The sequence below is a fragment of the Coleofasciculus sp. G2-EDA-02 genome, from assembly GCF_040226375.1.
In the GTDB taxonomy this organism is placed as follows: Bacteria; Cyanobacteriota; Cyanobacteriia; order Cyanobacteriales; family Coleofasciculaceae; genus Coleofasciculus.
The window spans coordinates 17360-34014 of the sequence record NZ_JAVKEW010000244.1; the positions used below are offsets into that span (position 1 = coordinate 17360).

Genomic DNA, 16655 nt, shown 5'->3' on the forward strand with positions numbered 1-16655 from the left:
ACCTGTACGCTTGAAATCGTCATGACCTTTCCCTCCTCAACCCTGCCCAAACGCCCTAAAAGAGACACTCACATCTGGACATGGCGAGGTTTTCCCATTGCCTATCAAGTCCAAGGCAATTCTGGACCTGCGGTTGTGATGGTGCATGGCTTTGGCGCCTCTTGCGGACACTGGCGGAAGAATTTACCCGTATTAGCCGAATCCTGTCGGTGTTATGCCATTGACTTAATTGGCTTTGGTGCCTCTGCCAAACCTACGCCAGGACTTGAGGTGGAGTATACCTTTGAAACCTGGGGACAACAAGTCCTAGATTTTTGTCGGGAAGTCGTGGAGACTCCAGCATTTTTGGTGGGGAATTCAATTGGCTGTATTGTAGCGATGCAAGCGGCTGTGGATTGTCCAGATATGGTATTAGGGGTTACGCTGATCAACTGTTCCTTGCGGATGCTCCATGATCGCAAACGAGTTACATTACCCTGGCATCGTCGCATCGGCGCACCTATGGTACAACGGTTACTGGGGATTAAGTGGGTGGGACAACTCTTTTTCCGTCAACTGGCTAAGCCACAGGTTGTGCGTAAAATTTTATTGCAAGCTTATCGCCAATCCGAGGCGGTGACCGATGAATTAGTGGACTTGCTGATGACACCGGCGGCTGATGTAGGTGCGGCTGATGTGTTTATTGCCTTTACCCGCTATTCCTCTGGACCTATACCCGAAGACTTATTACCTCGCTTATCTTGTCCCACACTGATTTTGTGGGGAACGGATGATCCCTGGGAACCCATCGCTGAGGCAAAAGAATGGGTCAATTTTCCAGCCGTGGAAAAATTTGTCCCCTTAGACGGTTTAGGGCATTGTCCTCAAGATGAAGCCCCTGATGTGGTTAATCCCATTTTACAGGATTGGATTGCGGGGAAGAGTTGATTGGGAATTGGGGAAGTTTTGACCCTTCGCTGCGCTCGAAGGCATGGTTTTCACCCTTCACTTCGCCCAGAGGACATGGTGCGTGAGTTTTGAATTAACCACAGAACATCCCCCTATCCCTTATCTCCCCCATCTCCTCTATCTCCCATATCCCCGCACCCCTGTTTCCTTTCTTTAACTTTTATGAATGCGATACCACATTCAGTAGTTGACTATTGAGAATTTTTTCAAAAAAGACTATCCTTTGACTGGTGAGTAGATGTAAAGGGTTGGGTGGCAAAAAATAAGCAGCTATTGGCGAGCAACTGTGCTAGAACACCAACTCAGTAATCAGACCCACTTAATAAAGTGTAACATTAAATACCAAATAAACATTTTTTTTACATTTGAATAAGGGCGGGTTTTGTTGACAAGTGATCAAGCACAAACTCTTCCCATGGGTTGGGGGTTTGGGAAAGTCCCGACGAACTTTTAACTTTACGGCTACCGCAATTTTGCGGACTACATCGACGTTCTAGACAAGGGGTGTGTCATGAGTACAAAGGATAAGCTAGGCAATTTTCAACCGTCACAGACGGCGAAGGGGGCTACCCTACAAAAGCTATCCAAACTATGGGCAAAAAAATATGTCCAAAAACACAGTATTCCCGAAAAAGCGTGGCAGTCGGATTCACCAGGATTACGAGCCATTACAGCTCAGCGGTTACTTGATTCCTTGCGAACGATAATGATTCAATCTTGGACAAAAACCGAAGCTTTGCTCTGCCAAGAAATCAAACGACAAGGCATTAACTATCGCTTAATTGACCCTTGGCAAATTACTAAAGATACTTACTTAATCTATGAGAAAGTATTGCTCGCTTATGCCGATCAAGTCACCCCCGAACGTTTATGTTTATTTTTATCACCAGAGTTAGGTCGCCTGCGACACAACTACACAGCAATTGACCCCAGGGTGATTGCGTTTGTTAGTCTACAGTTTCACTATAGTGGTCAGTTTCTCCTGAAATCACTGTCACCTCAGGAGCAAGCTACGGTGAGTGTTTATTTTCAGGTGATTGATGATTGTCTGTATATGCCATTACAACGTCTCTACAAAGCCGCCGCGAACTATGAACATCAATCATTAGCGTTGGTTTTGCTACGGCAGATTTTACCGGATCAAGCGTTGATTTCTCAGCAAATTGCCACCCGAATTATCGATTTACATCCGAATTATCATTGTCATAGTGGTAGCTTGGCAAACCCTAGTGTGAAGTCTGCCAGTATTCGGGATGTGGAACTATTTCAAGTTTACTTGTGGCTTTGTGTTTTGGAAAAGAGTATTGCGCCCATCCAAGAAGAATTGTTTCCCTTGTGTGTCATGCTCTATCCATCTTTAAATGTGGGTTGGGAATTAGTCCGGCACATGATTCATCTGTTAGGGCGAGAATTTAGCAAACGTCTTTCTCGGCAGCAAATTCCACTCATTTTACCCTATCTTCAAGTGTTATGGGAAATGTTTTCTCCTGAGGTATTTCCCGAACGTTTGCCCGTTGAAGCGTTAGAAAATTCGGCTTAGTTGTCATTTGTCATTTGTCATATTTTATTGAGTCACCTACCTTAAGCCCTATATACCTCAACCCCCAACGGACAAACTTGAGTGCACCCGTTATAAGATAGCGATGGTGAAAACGACGGCGTTTTAACCAGGGGATGAAACTTAAGCGTTGCGTTCAGCAGAGCAACTTTAGTTGCGAGTCTAATCTATCCTGACAACACTCAAACAGTAGTGTAGTATAATGAGTGTTAGATACATGGCAGGGGCCGTTGCAAATGTTTACTTTAATTTACGAGTTTAAACTAAAACCAACTAGCGCCCAAATAGCCATTTTTAAGGAATGGCTAGAGCAATGCCGTAGAGTATACAACTACGCTTTAACTGAGCGCAAAGATTGGGTTAACTCTCGTAAGTGTCCGGTGAACGCTTGCTCAATTAAAAGTGAATACATCATACCAGCAGACAAAGAAGCGCCTAAGTACAATTCTCAAGCAGTAGCGCTAACCCAAGCTAAAAAGAATATCCCTGAATTAAATCAGGTACACTCGCAAGTGCTACAACAAACCCTAAAACGGCTACAGTTAGCATTTGAAGGGATGTGGAAGAATGGGCGGGGGTTCCCACGGTACAAGAAAGCAGGTCGGATGCGGTCATTCGTATTTCCATCAATGGGGGTAGCCCCCATTCAGGGGAAGTATGTCAAGCTACCCAAAATTGGGCTGGTCAAGTTCAATCAATCTCGCCCAATTCCCGATGACGCAGCGATTAAACAGGCGCGGGTTGTGAGGCGGGCGTCCGGCTGGTATGTACAACTAACCTGGCAATGGAAAGTAGATGTACCCCAGATTAATTCATCGGGTACATCGATAGGGATAGATGTCGGTATTAGCCATTTTGCCGCCGTATCTAATGGGCGATTGTTCCCCAATCCAAAGCCGTTTAAGCAACTAGAAAGCAAGCTTAAATCGCTGCAAAAAAAGGTAGCTAATAAACGGTTTGGGTCAAACAATCGCGCCAAAGCACTTCTCAAAGTGGCACGACTACAGGAGCGGATAGCAAACACCCGTAAAAACTACCATTGGGAGTTAGCCCATAACCTTTGTGACTGGGCTGATATGATATTTGCTGAACAACTCAACCTCAAAGCATTAGCTAGAGGCTTCTTAGCCAAACATTGCCTAGATGCGGGGTGGGGTCAGTTCCTAGATATCCTTTCCCAATGCTGTTTTAAGCGCGGCAAATACTTCCAAAAAGTACCCGCTTCTGGTACAAGCCAGACTTGCCCTAAGTGCCTAAAGGAAACAGGCAAGAAAAAGCTTCGAGAGCGAGTACACAAGTGTCAGCATTGCGGGTATACGGCTAATCGGGATGTTGCCGCCGCTCAAGTAGTCGAAATTAGAGGTAGGACAGCCGTGGGACACACGGTGGGTAAGCTTTCTGAGGGTAAAGGTTCTGTCCTAGAAGACGTTAAACTCTGCCTCCCTGCGAAGAAAGAATCCCCCGCGTTTTAACCGGGGGAGTGTCAAATCCAGCAGCATCGGCGCGATCGCGAAACTGAATCTGTGGGCTGAAACTAAGATACAGTGGGGAGTTGGGCATTCCGTTGAGGAGAAGAGACGCCTTAATCACCGGACGTCACTTAAAATTCTTTCCCGAAAAACCCCTGTCAACCGTCTCCATCTGCTAAAATGTAAAGCAATGTAAAGGTATTGTCTTTTACCAGACAGCATCGCAGTAGACTTGAGAGTGAAAAAGCTAACTCCATCTCAAGTAATGGAGTCGAAGAGGAAGGCTATGGGGATCGCCACAATTAACCCAGCAACGGGAGAAACGCTCAAAACCTTTGAGCCACTAAGTCATGAGTCGATAGAAGCCAAACTCACCCTGGCACAACAGGTGTTTGAGTCTTACCGGAAAACGCCAATGGCGCAACGGGCTAAATGGCTGAACGCGGCGGCGGATATTCTGGAACGGGATAAGGTCAAGTTCGGTAAACTGATGACCTTAGAAATGGGCAAAACCATCAAAAGCGCGATCGCAGAGGTGGAAAAATGTGCCTTGGTTTGCCGTTACTACGCCGAAAACGCCGCAAAGTTTTTGGCAGATGAATATATTACCACGGATGCCAGCCAAAGTTTTGTCCGCTATCAGCCCTTAGGTATCATTCTAGCGGTAATGCCGTGGAATTTTCCCTTCTGGCAAGTCTTGCGTTTTGCCGCCCCCGCGTTAATGGCGGGGAATGTCGGTGTCTTGAAACATGCCTCGAATGTGCCACAATGCGCCTTGGCGATTGAGGACATTATAAAGGAAGCAGGTTTTCCCGAAGGGGCATTCCAAACCTTATTAATTGGCGCCAATCAAGTCGAAGCCATTGTCAGTGATCCGCGGATCAAAGCCGCCACCTTAACCGGGAGTGAACCCGCAGGGGCGTCTTTAGCCGCTACCGCTGGGAAACACCTGAAGAAAACAGTGCTAGAACTCGGCGGAAGTGATCCATTTATTGTCCTAGAAAGCGCCGACTTAGACGCCGCCGTTTCCACCGCCGTTACCGCCCGGATGATCAATAATGGTCAATCCTGTATCGCCGCTAAACGCTTCATTGTAGCCGATGCGATCGCAGATGAGTTTGAAAAGCGTTTGGTTGAAAAATTTAAAGCCCTAAATGTGGGCGATCCCATGGAGGAGACAACCACTATTGGACCTTTGGCAACGCCCAGCATTCTCCAAGAATTAGACCAACTGGTACAAACTTGTATAGCCGGGGGAGCCAAAGTTCTGATTGGTGGTAAACCTTTAGATCGCCCCGGTCATTTTTACCCCCCCACCATCTTGGCGGATTTCCCCCCAGGAACCCCCGCCGATAACGAAGAATTTTTTGGTCCGGTGGCGTTATTGTTTAGAATTCCTGACATTAACGCGGCAATTGCTAAAGCAAATGAAATTCCCTTTGGCTTAGGGGCGAGTGCGTGGACAGCGGACGAAACCGAAGCCCAACAACTCATTGAGGAGATTGAAGCCGGGGCTGTCTTTATCAACGGATTAGTTAAATCTGACCCCCGCTTACCCTTTGGCGGGATTAAGCGTTCCGGCTATGGACGGGAATTAGGAGTACAAGGAATTCACGAATTTGTCAACATCAAAACCGTTTGGGTGAAATAGTTAATAACTATGGACGGGAGACAGTAGTAGAAGCTATTGTTAAAAAAACCGAATTTTAACAATAGGATTTTAATCCTTAGCCTTGAATCTTTACCGGGGATAGCTAACAGCCAGTCCTAGCTTTAGCCCCCTCTAACTTGTTCTGCTTGAATTTCAGCAGGCATCAATGGCGACGAAATAGGACATCGGACAAACCATCAGATAACCAATGAGTGTTGAGGGAAAACTGAGATGGGTGAAATGAATACAGCGGACATGCTAGTCAAATGCCTCGAAAATGAAGGCGTCGAATACGTGTTTGGATTGCCTGGGGAAGAGAACTTGCATGTGCTAGAAGCACTCAAGCACTCTTCCATTCAATTTATTACCACCCGCCATGAACAAGGAGCAGCCTTTATGGCGGACTTGTATGGACGGTTAACTGGAAAGGCGGGCGTCTGCCTTTCTACTTTAGGACCTGGGGCAACCAATTTGATGACTGGGGTAGCTGACGCCAACCTAGATGGCGCCCCGCTGGTGGCGATTACGGGACAGGTGGGAACCGATCGCATGCATATTGAATCCCACCAATACTTGGATTTGGTGGCAATGTTCGCCCCCGTAACCAAGTGGAATACGCAAATTGTGCGTCCGAGTAATACCTCGGAAATTGTGCGGAAGGCATTTAAACTGGCTCAAAGCGAGAAACCCGGGGCAGTTCACATTGATCTGCCGGAAAATATTGCCGCCATGCCGGTTACAGGTGAACCCTTGGCTAAAGATGAACGGGAGAAAACCTATGCCTCATTCCGGAGTATCGGCAAAGCGGCGGTTGCCATCTCCAAGGCAAAAAATCCCCTAATCTTAGTGGGAAATGGAGCAATTCGCGCCAATGCGGCGCAAGCCCTGACAGAATTTTCCACCCGGATGAATATCCCGGTGATCAATACGTTTATGGGCAAGGGGGTGATTCCCTATACCCATCCCCTAGCCCTATGGACTATGGGATTACAACAGCGCGATCACGTTAGCTGCGCTTTTGATCAAACGGACTTAGTGATTGCGGTGGGTTACGATCTGATCGAATATTCGCCGAAGAAATGGAATCCAGACGGCAAGATTCCGATTATTCACATTGGTGCTGCCCACGCTGAAATTGATAGCAGCTATATTCCTTTGGTGGAAGTGGTTGGGGATATTTCGGATTCGCTGAATGAAATTATGAAACAAGCGGATCGGGAAGGCAAGGCGACGCCCCATGCGGTGGAATTACGCTCTGATATTCGGGCGGATTATGAACAGTATGCCAATGATGAGGGGTTTCCGATTAAGCCGCAAAAACTCATCTATGACTTACGTCAGGTGATGGGACCCGAAGATATCGTTATTTCTGATGTCGGTGCCCATAAAATGTGGATGGCACGCCATTACCACTGCGATCGCCCCAACACTTGTATCATCTCCAATGGCTTTGCGGCGATGGGGATTGCTATGCCGGGTGCGATCGCGGCAAAATTAGTCCATCCGGATCGGAATGTTGTCGCCGTGACGGGTGATGGCGGTTTTATGATGAATTGTCAGGAACTAGAAACCGCCCTGCGAGTCGGTACCAATTTTGTCACCTTGATTTTCAATGATGGTGGCTATGGGTTGATTGAGTGGAAACAACACAATCAATTTGGCGACTCAGCATTTATTAAATTTGGCAATCCCGATTTTGTCAAGTTTGCTGAGAGTATGGGGTTAAAAGGCTATCGGGTGAATTCGGTGGCGGAGTTTATTCCCACCCTGAAAGAAGCCTTAAGCCAAGATGTGCCGACGGTTATTGATTGCCCAGTAGACTATGGCGAAAATCTCCGCTTTAGTCAAAAAGCTGGGGACTTGAGTTGCAAAATGTAGGTCATACAATTGACGTTTTCGACAGTAGGGGCACGGCATTGCCGTGCCCCGACAGGTATAGCTATTAACAACTGGACTTGGGATAAACAAAGGGCTTCCCCTTCCGCCTCTGGCAGAATGATCAGATTCCTAAGCACCATACTGTCCGTTACGAATTCTTTTGGTTCCTTGGGTTCAAACCCAAAGCGGGTTAATGCTTTTTCCCCCTTTACGCAGAAACAATGTAATCCGAGTTAATCGCACTCACTTTATTTGCATCCACTAAGGCTTGATAAACCATAGCAGCAACCTCACCACGGGTAGCCGCTTTTGTCGGATTGAGTTTTTTGATATCAGGGTGATTTACCACAATTTGTTTCTTCGTTGCTGTGACTACTTCCTCCTTACCATAGTCAGGAATATCATCGCTATCCTCGTAAACAGTTAAGGCATTATCATCGGATTCTGATAATCCTAATCCATTCACCAAAGAAACCAGAACCTGAACCCGTTCGACATTATCTCCCTGGCGGAACATATCACCGGGATAACCAGACAGAAATTCGCCGCGATAGGCTTTTTGAATCACATCCTTTGCCCAAGACTTGTCACTAACATCCAGAAAGTTCTTGGCTTCCCGTTTGGGTTCAGGGTCAAAGGCTTTAACCAATAATGCCGCATATTGGGCGCGGGTCATTTTTTCATTGGGTTTAAATGTACCATCACCAAACCCGCTAATTAAGCCTTTGTCGAGTAATCCTTCAATAAACGGCTTTGCCCAGTGGTTTTGGATATCGGGGAAGGTTTTAGGTTGGTTATCATCGGGATTGGCGCTAACAATATAGTCTGAGTCAACTGCACTCACCTGATTAGCATCAACCAGCGCCTGATACACCATCGCCGCTACCTCAGCACGGGTAGCATCTTTTGTCGGGTTAAGTTGTTCCGTCTTGGGATAACTCACCACCATTTTTTTCTTTGTTGCCGTGTTGACTTCATCTTTGGCATAATCGGGGATAGCGTCGCGATCGCTATAGGTACTCAACACCGTCCCATCGCTTGCCGATAACCCCAATCCATTCACTAAAGAAACAATCACTTGCGCCCGTTGCACATTATCATTGGGTTTAAAGGTATTTTTTGGAAAACCCGATAGGAATTCGCCCCGATAAGCCTGTTGAATTACATCCTTTGCCCATAAATCAGCGGCAACATCTGTGAAATTTATCCCATTCCGTTTAGCCGAGGGATTAAAGGCTTTCACTAATAGTGCCGCATATTGAGCGCGGGTCATTTTTTCATCGGGCTTAAATGTGCCATCTTTAAAGCCGCTAATTAATCCTTTGTCAAGTAATCCTTGAATAAAGGGTTTTGCCCAGTGGTTTTGAATATCGGAGAAGCTATCCGGTGGTGAATTTCCATCATCACCGTTACCACCATCTCCACCGCTATCACCGTTATCACCGACGATGCTGCCCTCAATTTTAACTGAACCACTAACTTGATTACTCGTCAACTGATTTCCCCAAGAAACCAGGGTATTCTTGCTAGAGTTGAGAATGGCGAATTTGCCGTTGTTGCGAAAAATATTATTACCTGGAGCTTCTTTGCTACCTAAGTCGGGTTCGCCATTGCCTGTCACGGCTATACCGTATTCTTCATTATCTTCAATCCGGTTATTTCGCAGGATAGGTTTAGCATCTACAGAAACTCCCACTCCGAAACGGTTTTCGGTAATGATATTATCTACAACTCGCGGCGTCGCATTGCCATCAATGCTAATACCGTACCCTGCTTTTTTGCAACTATTATTTTTAATTTCACCTTGAGCATTTTTGGTAAAGGATATGCCATTACCGCCGTTATCAATGAAGTTATTATTGACAACGTTAGGTTTGGCTGTTCCTGTGGCTAAAACACCTTCCCGATTACATTGAGTGAAGGTACAGTTAGTGATAGTCGGATCAGTCGATTCAATCCAAATTCCTGTGCCTCGCGTGGCTTTATTCGTCACCGTGACACCGCGCACTTCTGTTGTATCTTCCAGTAAAAGGGTTATATTTTGTTTAGCCAGCGTGGGACTAATATACTCGCCATTTCCTTCAATTACAATACCACTGCCTTTATTCCCTTCATTGCCTACAAGTTTGACCCCCGAAGGGACTTGCAGTGGGAAAATCTCGCCGCTAGTCGCATTATAGGTTCCCGCCGCCAGTTGGATGGTTGTATCGGCTTGGGCTTGTTGCAGGGCTTTGGACAGGGTTTTCCAGGGAGAAGATTGGTTACCCGCAGCGCTATCGTTTCCAGTAGCGGGATTAACGTAAAGAGTTTGAGCCATAATGTAATCTTTCTATCGAAACAATAATGAGAGTATTGACTTGAGATAATGGTGAATCTTTCTCAGGGTAGGCTCAACTCAGGGCAAAAATCATCCTTCATTAGGGTGAAATTTAGCGCCTCACGGTTCCCTAGACTCAGATTTTACACCATTAAGAGCAAATGTACTAATATGAATCGCTATGGCGTCTAAGCTCTTTTTCAATAATTTCTTTAACAAACTCTGGAATCTCTTTATCCAATTTGATAGCTTGTTGCTTTAGTCTTTCATAGAAGTTGTTACAAAGCCATACTGCATAATGTGATCAATAACCGCTCTAGGTCTTTTGGCTGTTACTGACTGACAAATTTTTATAAAATCGTCAGGTAACTGTTGAGAATTATCCATGTTGCTATAGAAGAGTCAATTGCTTAGGAAATCCAAGAATATAATTTTCTACTTCGGGTGAGCAATCTCCGAGTAAAGTGGGTGACAAATATAGTGACTCTACTGTTATTTCCTGTTTGCCTAAAAGTGTTGCCTGCGATGAACGTCCCACCTCGATTTGAATTTTCTTAAGACCAAGATATTCCGGTAGTTTATTACCAAATATTTTACTACCTCGTTTACCATCGTAACTAATTGCAAATTTTATTGCTTTTCTGTTTAATACTTCAATAGCGGAAACAAACTCATCAAAACTAATCCCAGAGCAGTATCTAGAGTCTCTATTCCCACATACTCCTTGGTAGGGAGGGTCCATGTAGATAAAATCAGTATTGTCAACCTTGGCTAAAACATCTTTATAATCGAGAGCCGTAAATAAACATTTATTTTTTAGCAAATGAGAAACTCCTTCAATATTCTGTCGCATTTTTTCAGGGCGGGTACCTTTCCTGCGCTTATCTGGGCTTTGATTAAATAAACCATGGCTATTGTATCGGACAGAACCTTTTACACATCGGGAGAGCAGATAGAGGAACAACAAAGGGTCAGATGTTTTATTAAATTCATCTCTAATCTTATAATAGTGTTCTACCGAGTTCCCATGTTGCTCATTCCATATTTTTGTATAGAAATCTGCTATTTGAGTAGGCTGTTCAACAATCAACTCTAGTAACTTAATTAAAGGTCGATTCAAATCATTAATCCAAAAGTTTTGACTAACCTGCCGTGCCGCAGCAGCGATACTAATCGCAGCAGTTCCTGAAAATGGCTCGACTAACCTTCCTATGTTCTTAGGCAGAAACCTGAGAATGTCTGAGGCAAGATTCCTTTTACTTCCCTGATACTGGATTGGATGCGGAAGATTAGCCATCTTAATCTAAGGATAAATGCGTAAGTACACTGCAGCAGTAATTTATACCTATCTCTATACTAATTAAGTTTACCACTGGCAGAGGGATTAAAATCCACCGGGAAGGTACTGCCCCTTCTACCTCTGTGTTATCAGCACAGCGCCTCACTATTTCGGCTTCCGGTGGATAGAGGAAGATGGAGGAATTGAACCCCTACGACATCGCTGCCGTACCACGGTTTTCAAGACCGCTTGCCGTCCATCCAGCGGCATCTTCCATTCAAGGGTGTCTGACGGACTTTTGTCAAATGAATTGATATTCTTCGGCATTAAACCAGAATTTTTAGTCAAATTATCCTTGACGCAATATCTCTCGCACTTCCCCTAAAATCTGTCCCAATCTATTTTGACCACTGCTGTCTTTACCGCACCCCCAGTAGTAATCTATGGGAGAATTTTCCACAATTAAGTCATCTCCTGTCGCCAAAAGTATCTCGCGGATATCGGCATTTGCTTTAAACTTTTGCAATACTCCCCGCTTCATGATTTCATCCTTAACTTGTTCCCAATCGCTACGGAGAGGATGTTCCCGACTTCTGCCCATTTTGGCAGCTTCCTTGGGTGTTTTTACCTCGCGGATTTTGTCGAACCAAGGATGATCCGTATCGACGAATTTCTGTGCCTGGAAGTAATGTTCACTCGTTGCCCACCAATAACCATCTAACTCGAAACCATGGTGAGAGAAGTTAGAAAAGCAACCGTAGGGTTTTTCGCGGGTGCTGTAGAAGTAGACAGGCATACTTTGAATTGGTATTTTTGTACTATTTTAGTCCAATATTTGTAATTTTGCGATCGCCCTCTCGTACTAAGTATGTAAGCTCTTAGAAGTCAGGACACGCAAGGCGCGATCGCGATCCGGTTCATAAGTAATAATTTATACCTTATACGTCAAAATCTGCCCTGATTCATAAATCATCAACTGATTAAAATTTAGTTACATTTCTGTAAAAATGTCAGCTCTAGTTTAGGTCAAAAGAGCAAGAACGATAAAACGGGAAAATCTGATGCTAGGATGAATTAATCTGTTTGTAGTAAGCGCTTCAGCGCTTCTTCTGGCACGAAGCGTGCCTACTACGAACGAACCCCCGAAAACTATGTCCTCGCCACGTTCTCTGAGAATTGAACTGACTGTTTCTGCCTCCAATCCAAACTTACTCGAAGGTCTAGAAACCTGGTTGCGCTTGGGTTTAATCAGTGATGCCCAAGTTAAGCAATTAAGTCGAATCTCTCTGTCTTGTCGCGTACCTCAACCAGAGATTGCACCGCTTCCATCTCGTCCTCAAGTTGCCTCTCCCCGGAAGGTGAAAACTCAGGTAGAGGAACCCGTTCCTACGGTGTCGCCCTTATCCCGCGTCTGGCAGTCATGGCAAGAGGAACTGAGTGTACGCTGGCTGCTGTTTCTGGGTGTCTTTCTGGTTGTTGTCTCTTCCGGTGTCCTCGCCGCAACTCAATGGCAGAATTTTCCCCCAGCGGGACAGTATGGTGTGTTATGGGCATATACCGTTGTCTTTTGGGGCATTAGCCTTTGGGCGGGAAAGCGTTCTAACTTAAAGTTAACCTCTCAAACCTTGCAACTGATTGCCCTACTTTTAGTCCCGGTTAATTTTTGGGCAATGGATAGCTTTGGGTTATGGCGTCATCCCTGGGAATGGATTGTTGTTGGGGTGGCGGCGTTAAGCTTAACCGGGATTACGGTTATCAATCAATCTATTCAAACCAACTCATTCCGGCTTACCTCCCGCGCTTCTCTAATTTTATGGTTGAGTTATCTACACTGGGGTTGGAATTGGGCAGAGGTTCCATTAGTCGCTGTTTATTTAGGTGTCATCGGAACCGCAATTTTCCTCCCCTGTGCCCCTCCATCCCCCCGCGCTTCCCCATCTGTGCCTAATCATGCCCCTACAGGCAGTTTAGTGGTGATTTATGCCCTAACGGTGTTGTTGGGACGGGCGATTTTCGTGATAAATGTGCCAATTGCCCAACTTGGTTTGGCGATGGGAATCTGTGGTTGGTTGTTGGTGCGACTGGAAAAACCCCCGGAAACCTCACCGGAGTCTGTCTCCTCCTTTAGTACAAAACTCTGGGATGGAATTGGTGGCGGGTTATTGCTGATGGGTTGGGTAGTTTCAGTAGGAGAAGCAATTCCCTGGCAAGCCACGGCGGTTAGCGGGTTGACTATTTTGTTTTTCGCCCAGCGCTTACAGTATTCTCGGCGACGTCGGGATTTAGCTGCCATTTTTATTATTGGTTTGCAGACGCTGTTTTTACTATGGCGATTAATCCCGTTGGCGGTACGAGAAGATGTAATTACATTCCTCTCTCAACAGTTTGGTTTAGTCGTCGAAGCTTGGTGGGGTGTCGCCCTGTTTCCCTACGTTATTTTCTGGGTGGGCTTGACAGATTGGCTGTATCGTCAGTCGAACCCTAAATTAGCCCGTTTTGGGGAAGGACTCACATTAGGATTGGGTGTGATGTTAACGGTAATCAGTACCCTGAATCCGACGACGCGATCGCTCAATCTCTTACTCTCCACCATAACCCTTGCTATTGTTACCCATCGCCGCCCTCCTCTGCGTATTCCTCTGGTTTATCTTACCCATATCGCCGGATTATTAACCCTGTGTTCGTTTATCGAGGGATGGTTTGGGACTATCAGCGAACCCCTCTGGGCAAGTTTATTGTTGGCGCTAATGGTAGGAGAATGGAGTCTAAGTATAAGGCAGGAAGGGCAAACCGTAGAAGCAAATCCCCCATCTCCTGTTCCCAAACAAATCTGGTATCGCAGTTGTTGGCACATTGGTTTTGTCCTCGCTGGAATTAGTTATGTTTTACTGGCTGGGGAGGGATTTCCCATGCACCCTTGGGGACTTTTATGGTTACTCACCCCATTAACCTTAACTGGAGTTGCCAGTCTTACTCAGCGATCGCGGCGCATTCAGGCTGCTTCGTGGAGTGCGATCGCGTTATTTCTTGCCCAGGGGCTAACCCTATTCATACCGCAAAGTAGACTGATAGGCTTAGGGATTGCCACGGTTTTAATGTTCCTCAATAGCCGCTATTTACGCCAAACTGTAGCCGCCGCGATCGCGATTGGATTTGCCCTCAGCTTTTTGGCTGCATGGCTTTGGCAAGGAATTCCCGGATTACCCCCCCTATCCGTCGCCGATTGGTATTTGGCTGGCGCGATCGCAATTCTCGGATTATGGCTGCTACGGGCTAGTTTAATTCCCCAGTCTGGCGGTTTAGCCACATTGTACGCCCAAGCCTCGGATGGATGGGCAATTGCCCTGTCTGGTACAGAATTAGGATTTCTGACGCTACACAGTACCCAGAGTTACATAGAACTGATTCCATCGAGTTGGCAATACTTAACCGCCTCAATTTTAATTGGCGGTGCTATTTGTTTTCGCTGTTGGCGATCGTTCACTGACTTTGGTGTTTACGGCATCAGTTGGGCAATTGAATTAGCGATCGCAGATACCATTGTCTTACAAAATGGTTCATCCTTAACCCTAGCCACCGCTAACATTATCCTGGCACTTTTAACACTATTCCTTACAGATTGGTGGTTTGCCCGTTTAGAGGGGGACACAGGGGAACCCGTAGAGACGCGCCATGGCGCGTCTAGGGATGCACTGGAAATTTTACCCTTAATTTATGCCCTGATTGGCATTGGTTTACGTTGGACATATTTCACCCCTTATACTGGGTTACTCACTCTCGGTGCGGCATTAACCGGGATAGGCGTAGGGCGTCGCCGTCTTCCCTGGAAAGGGATCACCTATCTTTCCCTAGCGGGTATTTCTATTGCTTGGTATGAATTGGTGATTTACCAGATGCTGCAAGCGGATGGGGGAAATCCGGCAGATGGCTTTACTATTTTAGGCGGTGTCGCGGCTGCGATCGCGGTTATTTATCGAGTGTTGGCTTGGTTTTTGCGATCGCGCGATCGTTCCACAGTTTTCAACCTCAGTATCACTGAAATTAAAATCACCGCACACATTCACTGGGCAATTGCCAGTTTCCTGATGGTGCTAGCGGCTGGAATGTCTGTATTCACAACACCAAACCTGAGAACAATCGGACTTGCCATCAGTTGGATACTGGCTATCTATGCGTTATTACAGGGGCGTACAAGAGGACAACAACGCCAGTTTTTTGCCTCATCTGCTAACCTCTGGATATACGCCGGATTAACCCAAGTCGCCGCCACAGGTGTTTATGCACGTTTGGCATGGACACAGTTGAGCATATTTGACCCTTGGAGAGGGGTAATGGCTTGTTTATTCGCGATCGCTCTTTTTCAACTTCCCTGGCGACGCTGGGGATGGAACGATAAACCTTGGCAACATTACGCCATAATATCTCCTCTGCTAACAGTTTGCCTCAATTATCAAACCCTATCTTCGATTAATTTACTGGCAGTTGCTGGGTTTTATGCCTGGGTTGCCAACCGCCAGTCTAATTTACGCTGGACATATTTGAGTCTATTTTTCGTTGATTGGGCAATCTGGCGGGTTTTAGTTAATCTACAGATCACTGAACCCTTGTGGTATGCTGCCATAATTGGCGGATCTTGCCTCTACACTGCCCAAATTGATCCAGAATTAAGACTCTCCCGAAAACGACAAACTCGTCATTATCTCCGCTTACTGGGTAGTAGCATCATTTGTTTAGCCGCGTTATTTTTCCATCAAGAGACTGGACTCATTCCGGGAATAATTAGCGTGGTTGCCATATTTGCCGGATTAGGACTGCGAATTCGAGCATTTTTAATGGTTGGCACGGCAACATTTGTCCTCACGGTATTTTACCAGTTAGTTGTTCTGAGTTTTCGTTATCCCTTTTCCAAATGGGTCATTGGCTTAATCGCTGGCATCATTTTTATTAGCATTGCCGCTAACTTTGAACAGCGACGGGAGCAAATTCTGGGCATTTTCCAAAACTGGGCGAACCAGTGGCGAGAATGGGAATAAGCAGGGGTTGTTCCAGACGTGCCATGGCAAGTCTTTTAGCTGGGTCAGTTTGATTATTGATTGTGTAGGGGCGGGTTTCACGATTATCTTTTCGGTTACATCCATAAGTAACTCGCACCCGCCCCGACCCAGGTTTCTAGACTGCCTGTGAAAAGTGTTAGAATTCCGGTGACACAAGGGAGTGACTAATGAAATGCTGACCACTCAGCCAGGTGGAAACCTCAAGGTTTTATGGAACCTACAACCAACACCCTGGATTTTATCGATCGTTAACCTTTATGGTTTGAGGGTTAATTGTCTAACCTTTAACGATTGAACTTTAAGCGTTCTTCTATAAAAATTACGGATAAACAGGTGGCAAGATTTGCACAGGCAAAAAGGCTTTACCGTTCAAGCGATGGGTGAAGGCTCCCACGCTCTTTAGCTGGGAGATGAAACCGAGCGAACCGTCTAGGTAGCGAATAAATTCGCCAGTCAAATAATTCGGATAACGTTCTACTATTGTGGTAATGTAAATACAAG

At 45.9% G+C, this 16655-nt stretch carries 10 protein-coding genes, 1 tRNA gene and 1 pseudogene; 6 read left to right on the forward strand and 6 right to left on the reverse strand.

Annotated elements, in window-relative coordinates; translation table 11 throughout:
- Positions 1-21: 21 nt before the first annotated feature.
- The 5 genes from RLO19_RS28260 (at position 22) to RLO19_RS28280 (ending at position 7504) form a co-directional block, all read left to right on the forward strand.
- Positions 22-927, forward strand: coding sequence for an alpha/beta fold hydrolase (locus RLO19_RS28260; RefSeq protein WP_446360707.1), 906 nt, complete (start codon positions 22-24; stop codon positions 925-927).
- 532 nt (positions 928-1459) lie between these two features.
- Positions 1460-2488 carry a hypothetical protein gene (locus RLO19_RS28265; protein WP_446360709.1) on the forward strand — a complete coding sequence of 343 codons (1029 nt, stop codon included), beginning with the start codon at positions 1460-1462 and terminating at the stop codon, positions 2486-2488.
- A gap of 254 nt (positions 2489-2742) precedes the next feature.
- Positions 2743-3978 (forward strand): RNA-guided endonuclease InsQ/TnpB family protein, encoded by a 1236-nt coding sequence (locus RLO19_RS28270; RefSeq protein WP_446360710.1) that lies wholly within the window; start codon positions 2743-2745, stop codon positions 3976-3978.
- 283 nt (positions 3979-4261) lie between these two features.
- Positions 4262-5626: an NAD-dependent succinate-semialdehyde dehydrogenase gene (locus RLO19_RS28275; RefSeq protein WP_446360711.1), complete on the forward strand. Its 1365-nt coding sequence runs from the start codon at positions 4262-4264 to the stop codon at positions 5624-5626.
- A 231-nt stretch (positions 5627-5857) separates the two neighbouring features.
- Positions 5858-7504, forward strand: a complete 1647-nt coding sequence (locus tag RLO19_RS28280) for an acetolactate synthase large subunit (RefSeq protein ID WP_446360713.1) — start codon at positions 5858-5860, stop codon at positions 7502-7504.
- Between the two features lie 208 nt (positions 7505-7712).
- Here the strand turns inward: RLO19_RS28280 and RLO19_RS28285 are convergent, their stop codons facing one another.
- The 5 genes and pseudogenes from RLO19_RS28285 to RLO19_RS28305 form a co-directional block, all read right to left on the reverse strand.
- A complete protein-coding gene (locus tag RLO19_RS28285) occupies positions 7713-9821 on the reverse strand; it encodes an S-layer homology domain-containing protein (protein ID WP_446360714.1) in 2109 nt (702 codons plus the stop codon).
- Between the two features lie 273 nt (positions 9822-10094).
- A pseudogene (locus tag RLO19_RS28290) lies at positions 10095-10208 on the reverse strand (HNH endonuclease); the annotation flags it as partial.
- Between the two features lie 4 nt (positions 10209-10212).
- Positions 10213-11118 carry a Dam family site-specific DNA-(adenine-N6)-methyltransferase gene (locus RLO19_RS28295; RefSeq protein ID WP_446360715.1) on the reverse strand — a complete coding sequence of 302 codons (906 nt, stop codon included), beginning with the start codon at positions 11116-11118 and terminating at the stop codon, positions 10213-10215.
- 170 nt (positions 11119-11288) lie between these two features.
- A tRNA-OTHER gene (locus RLO19_RS28300) sits at positions 11289-11375 on the reverse strand.
- Positions 11376-11449: 74 nt separating this feature from the next.
- The gene (locus RLO19_RS28305; protein ID WP_446360717.1) at positions 11450-11896 is read right to left on the reverse strand and encodes an NADAR family protein; all 447 of its coding nucleotides are present in this window, start codon (positions 11894-11896) and stop codon (positions 11450-11452) included.
- Between the two features lie 355 nt (positions 11897-12251).
- Here RLO19_RS28305 and RLO19_RS28310 point away from each other — a divergent pair, with 355 nt between their 5' ends.
- Complete coding sequence (locus tag RLO19_RS28310) at positions 12252-16133, forward strand: DUF2157 domain-containing protein (protein WP_446360719.1); 3882 nt, start codon at positions 12252-12254, stop codon at positions 16131-16133.
- 340 nt (positions 16134-16473) lie between these two features.
- Here the strand turns inward: RLO19_RS28310 and RLO19_RS28315 are convergent.
- Positions 16474-16655: hypothetical protein (locus tag RLO19_RS28315; RefSeq protein ID WP_446360721.1), on the reverse strand; the 182-nt coding region annotated here is incomplete at its 5' end.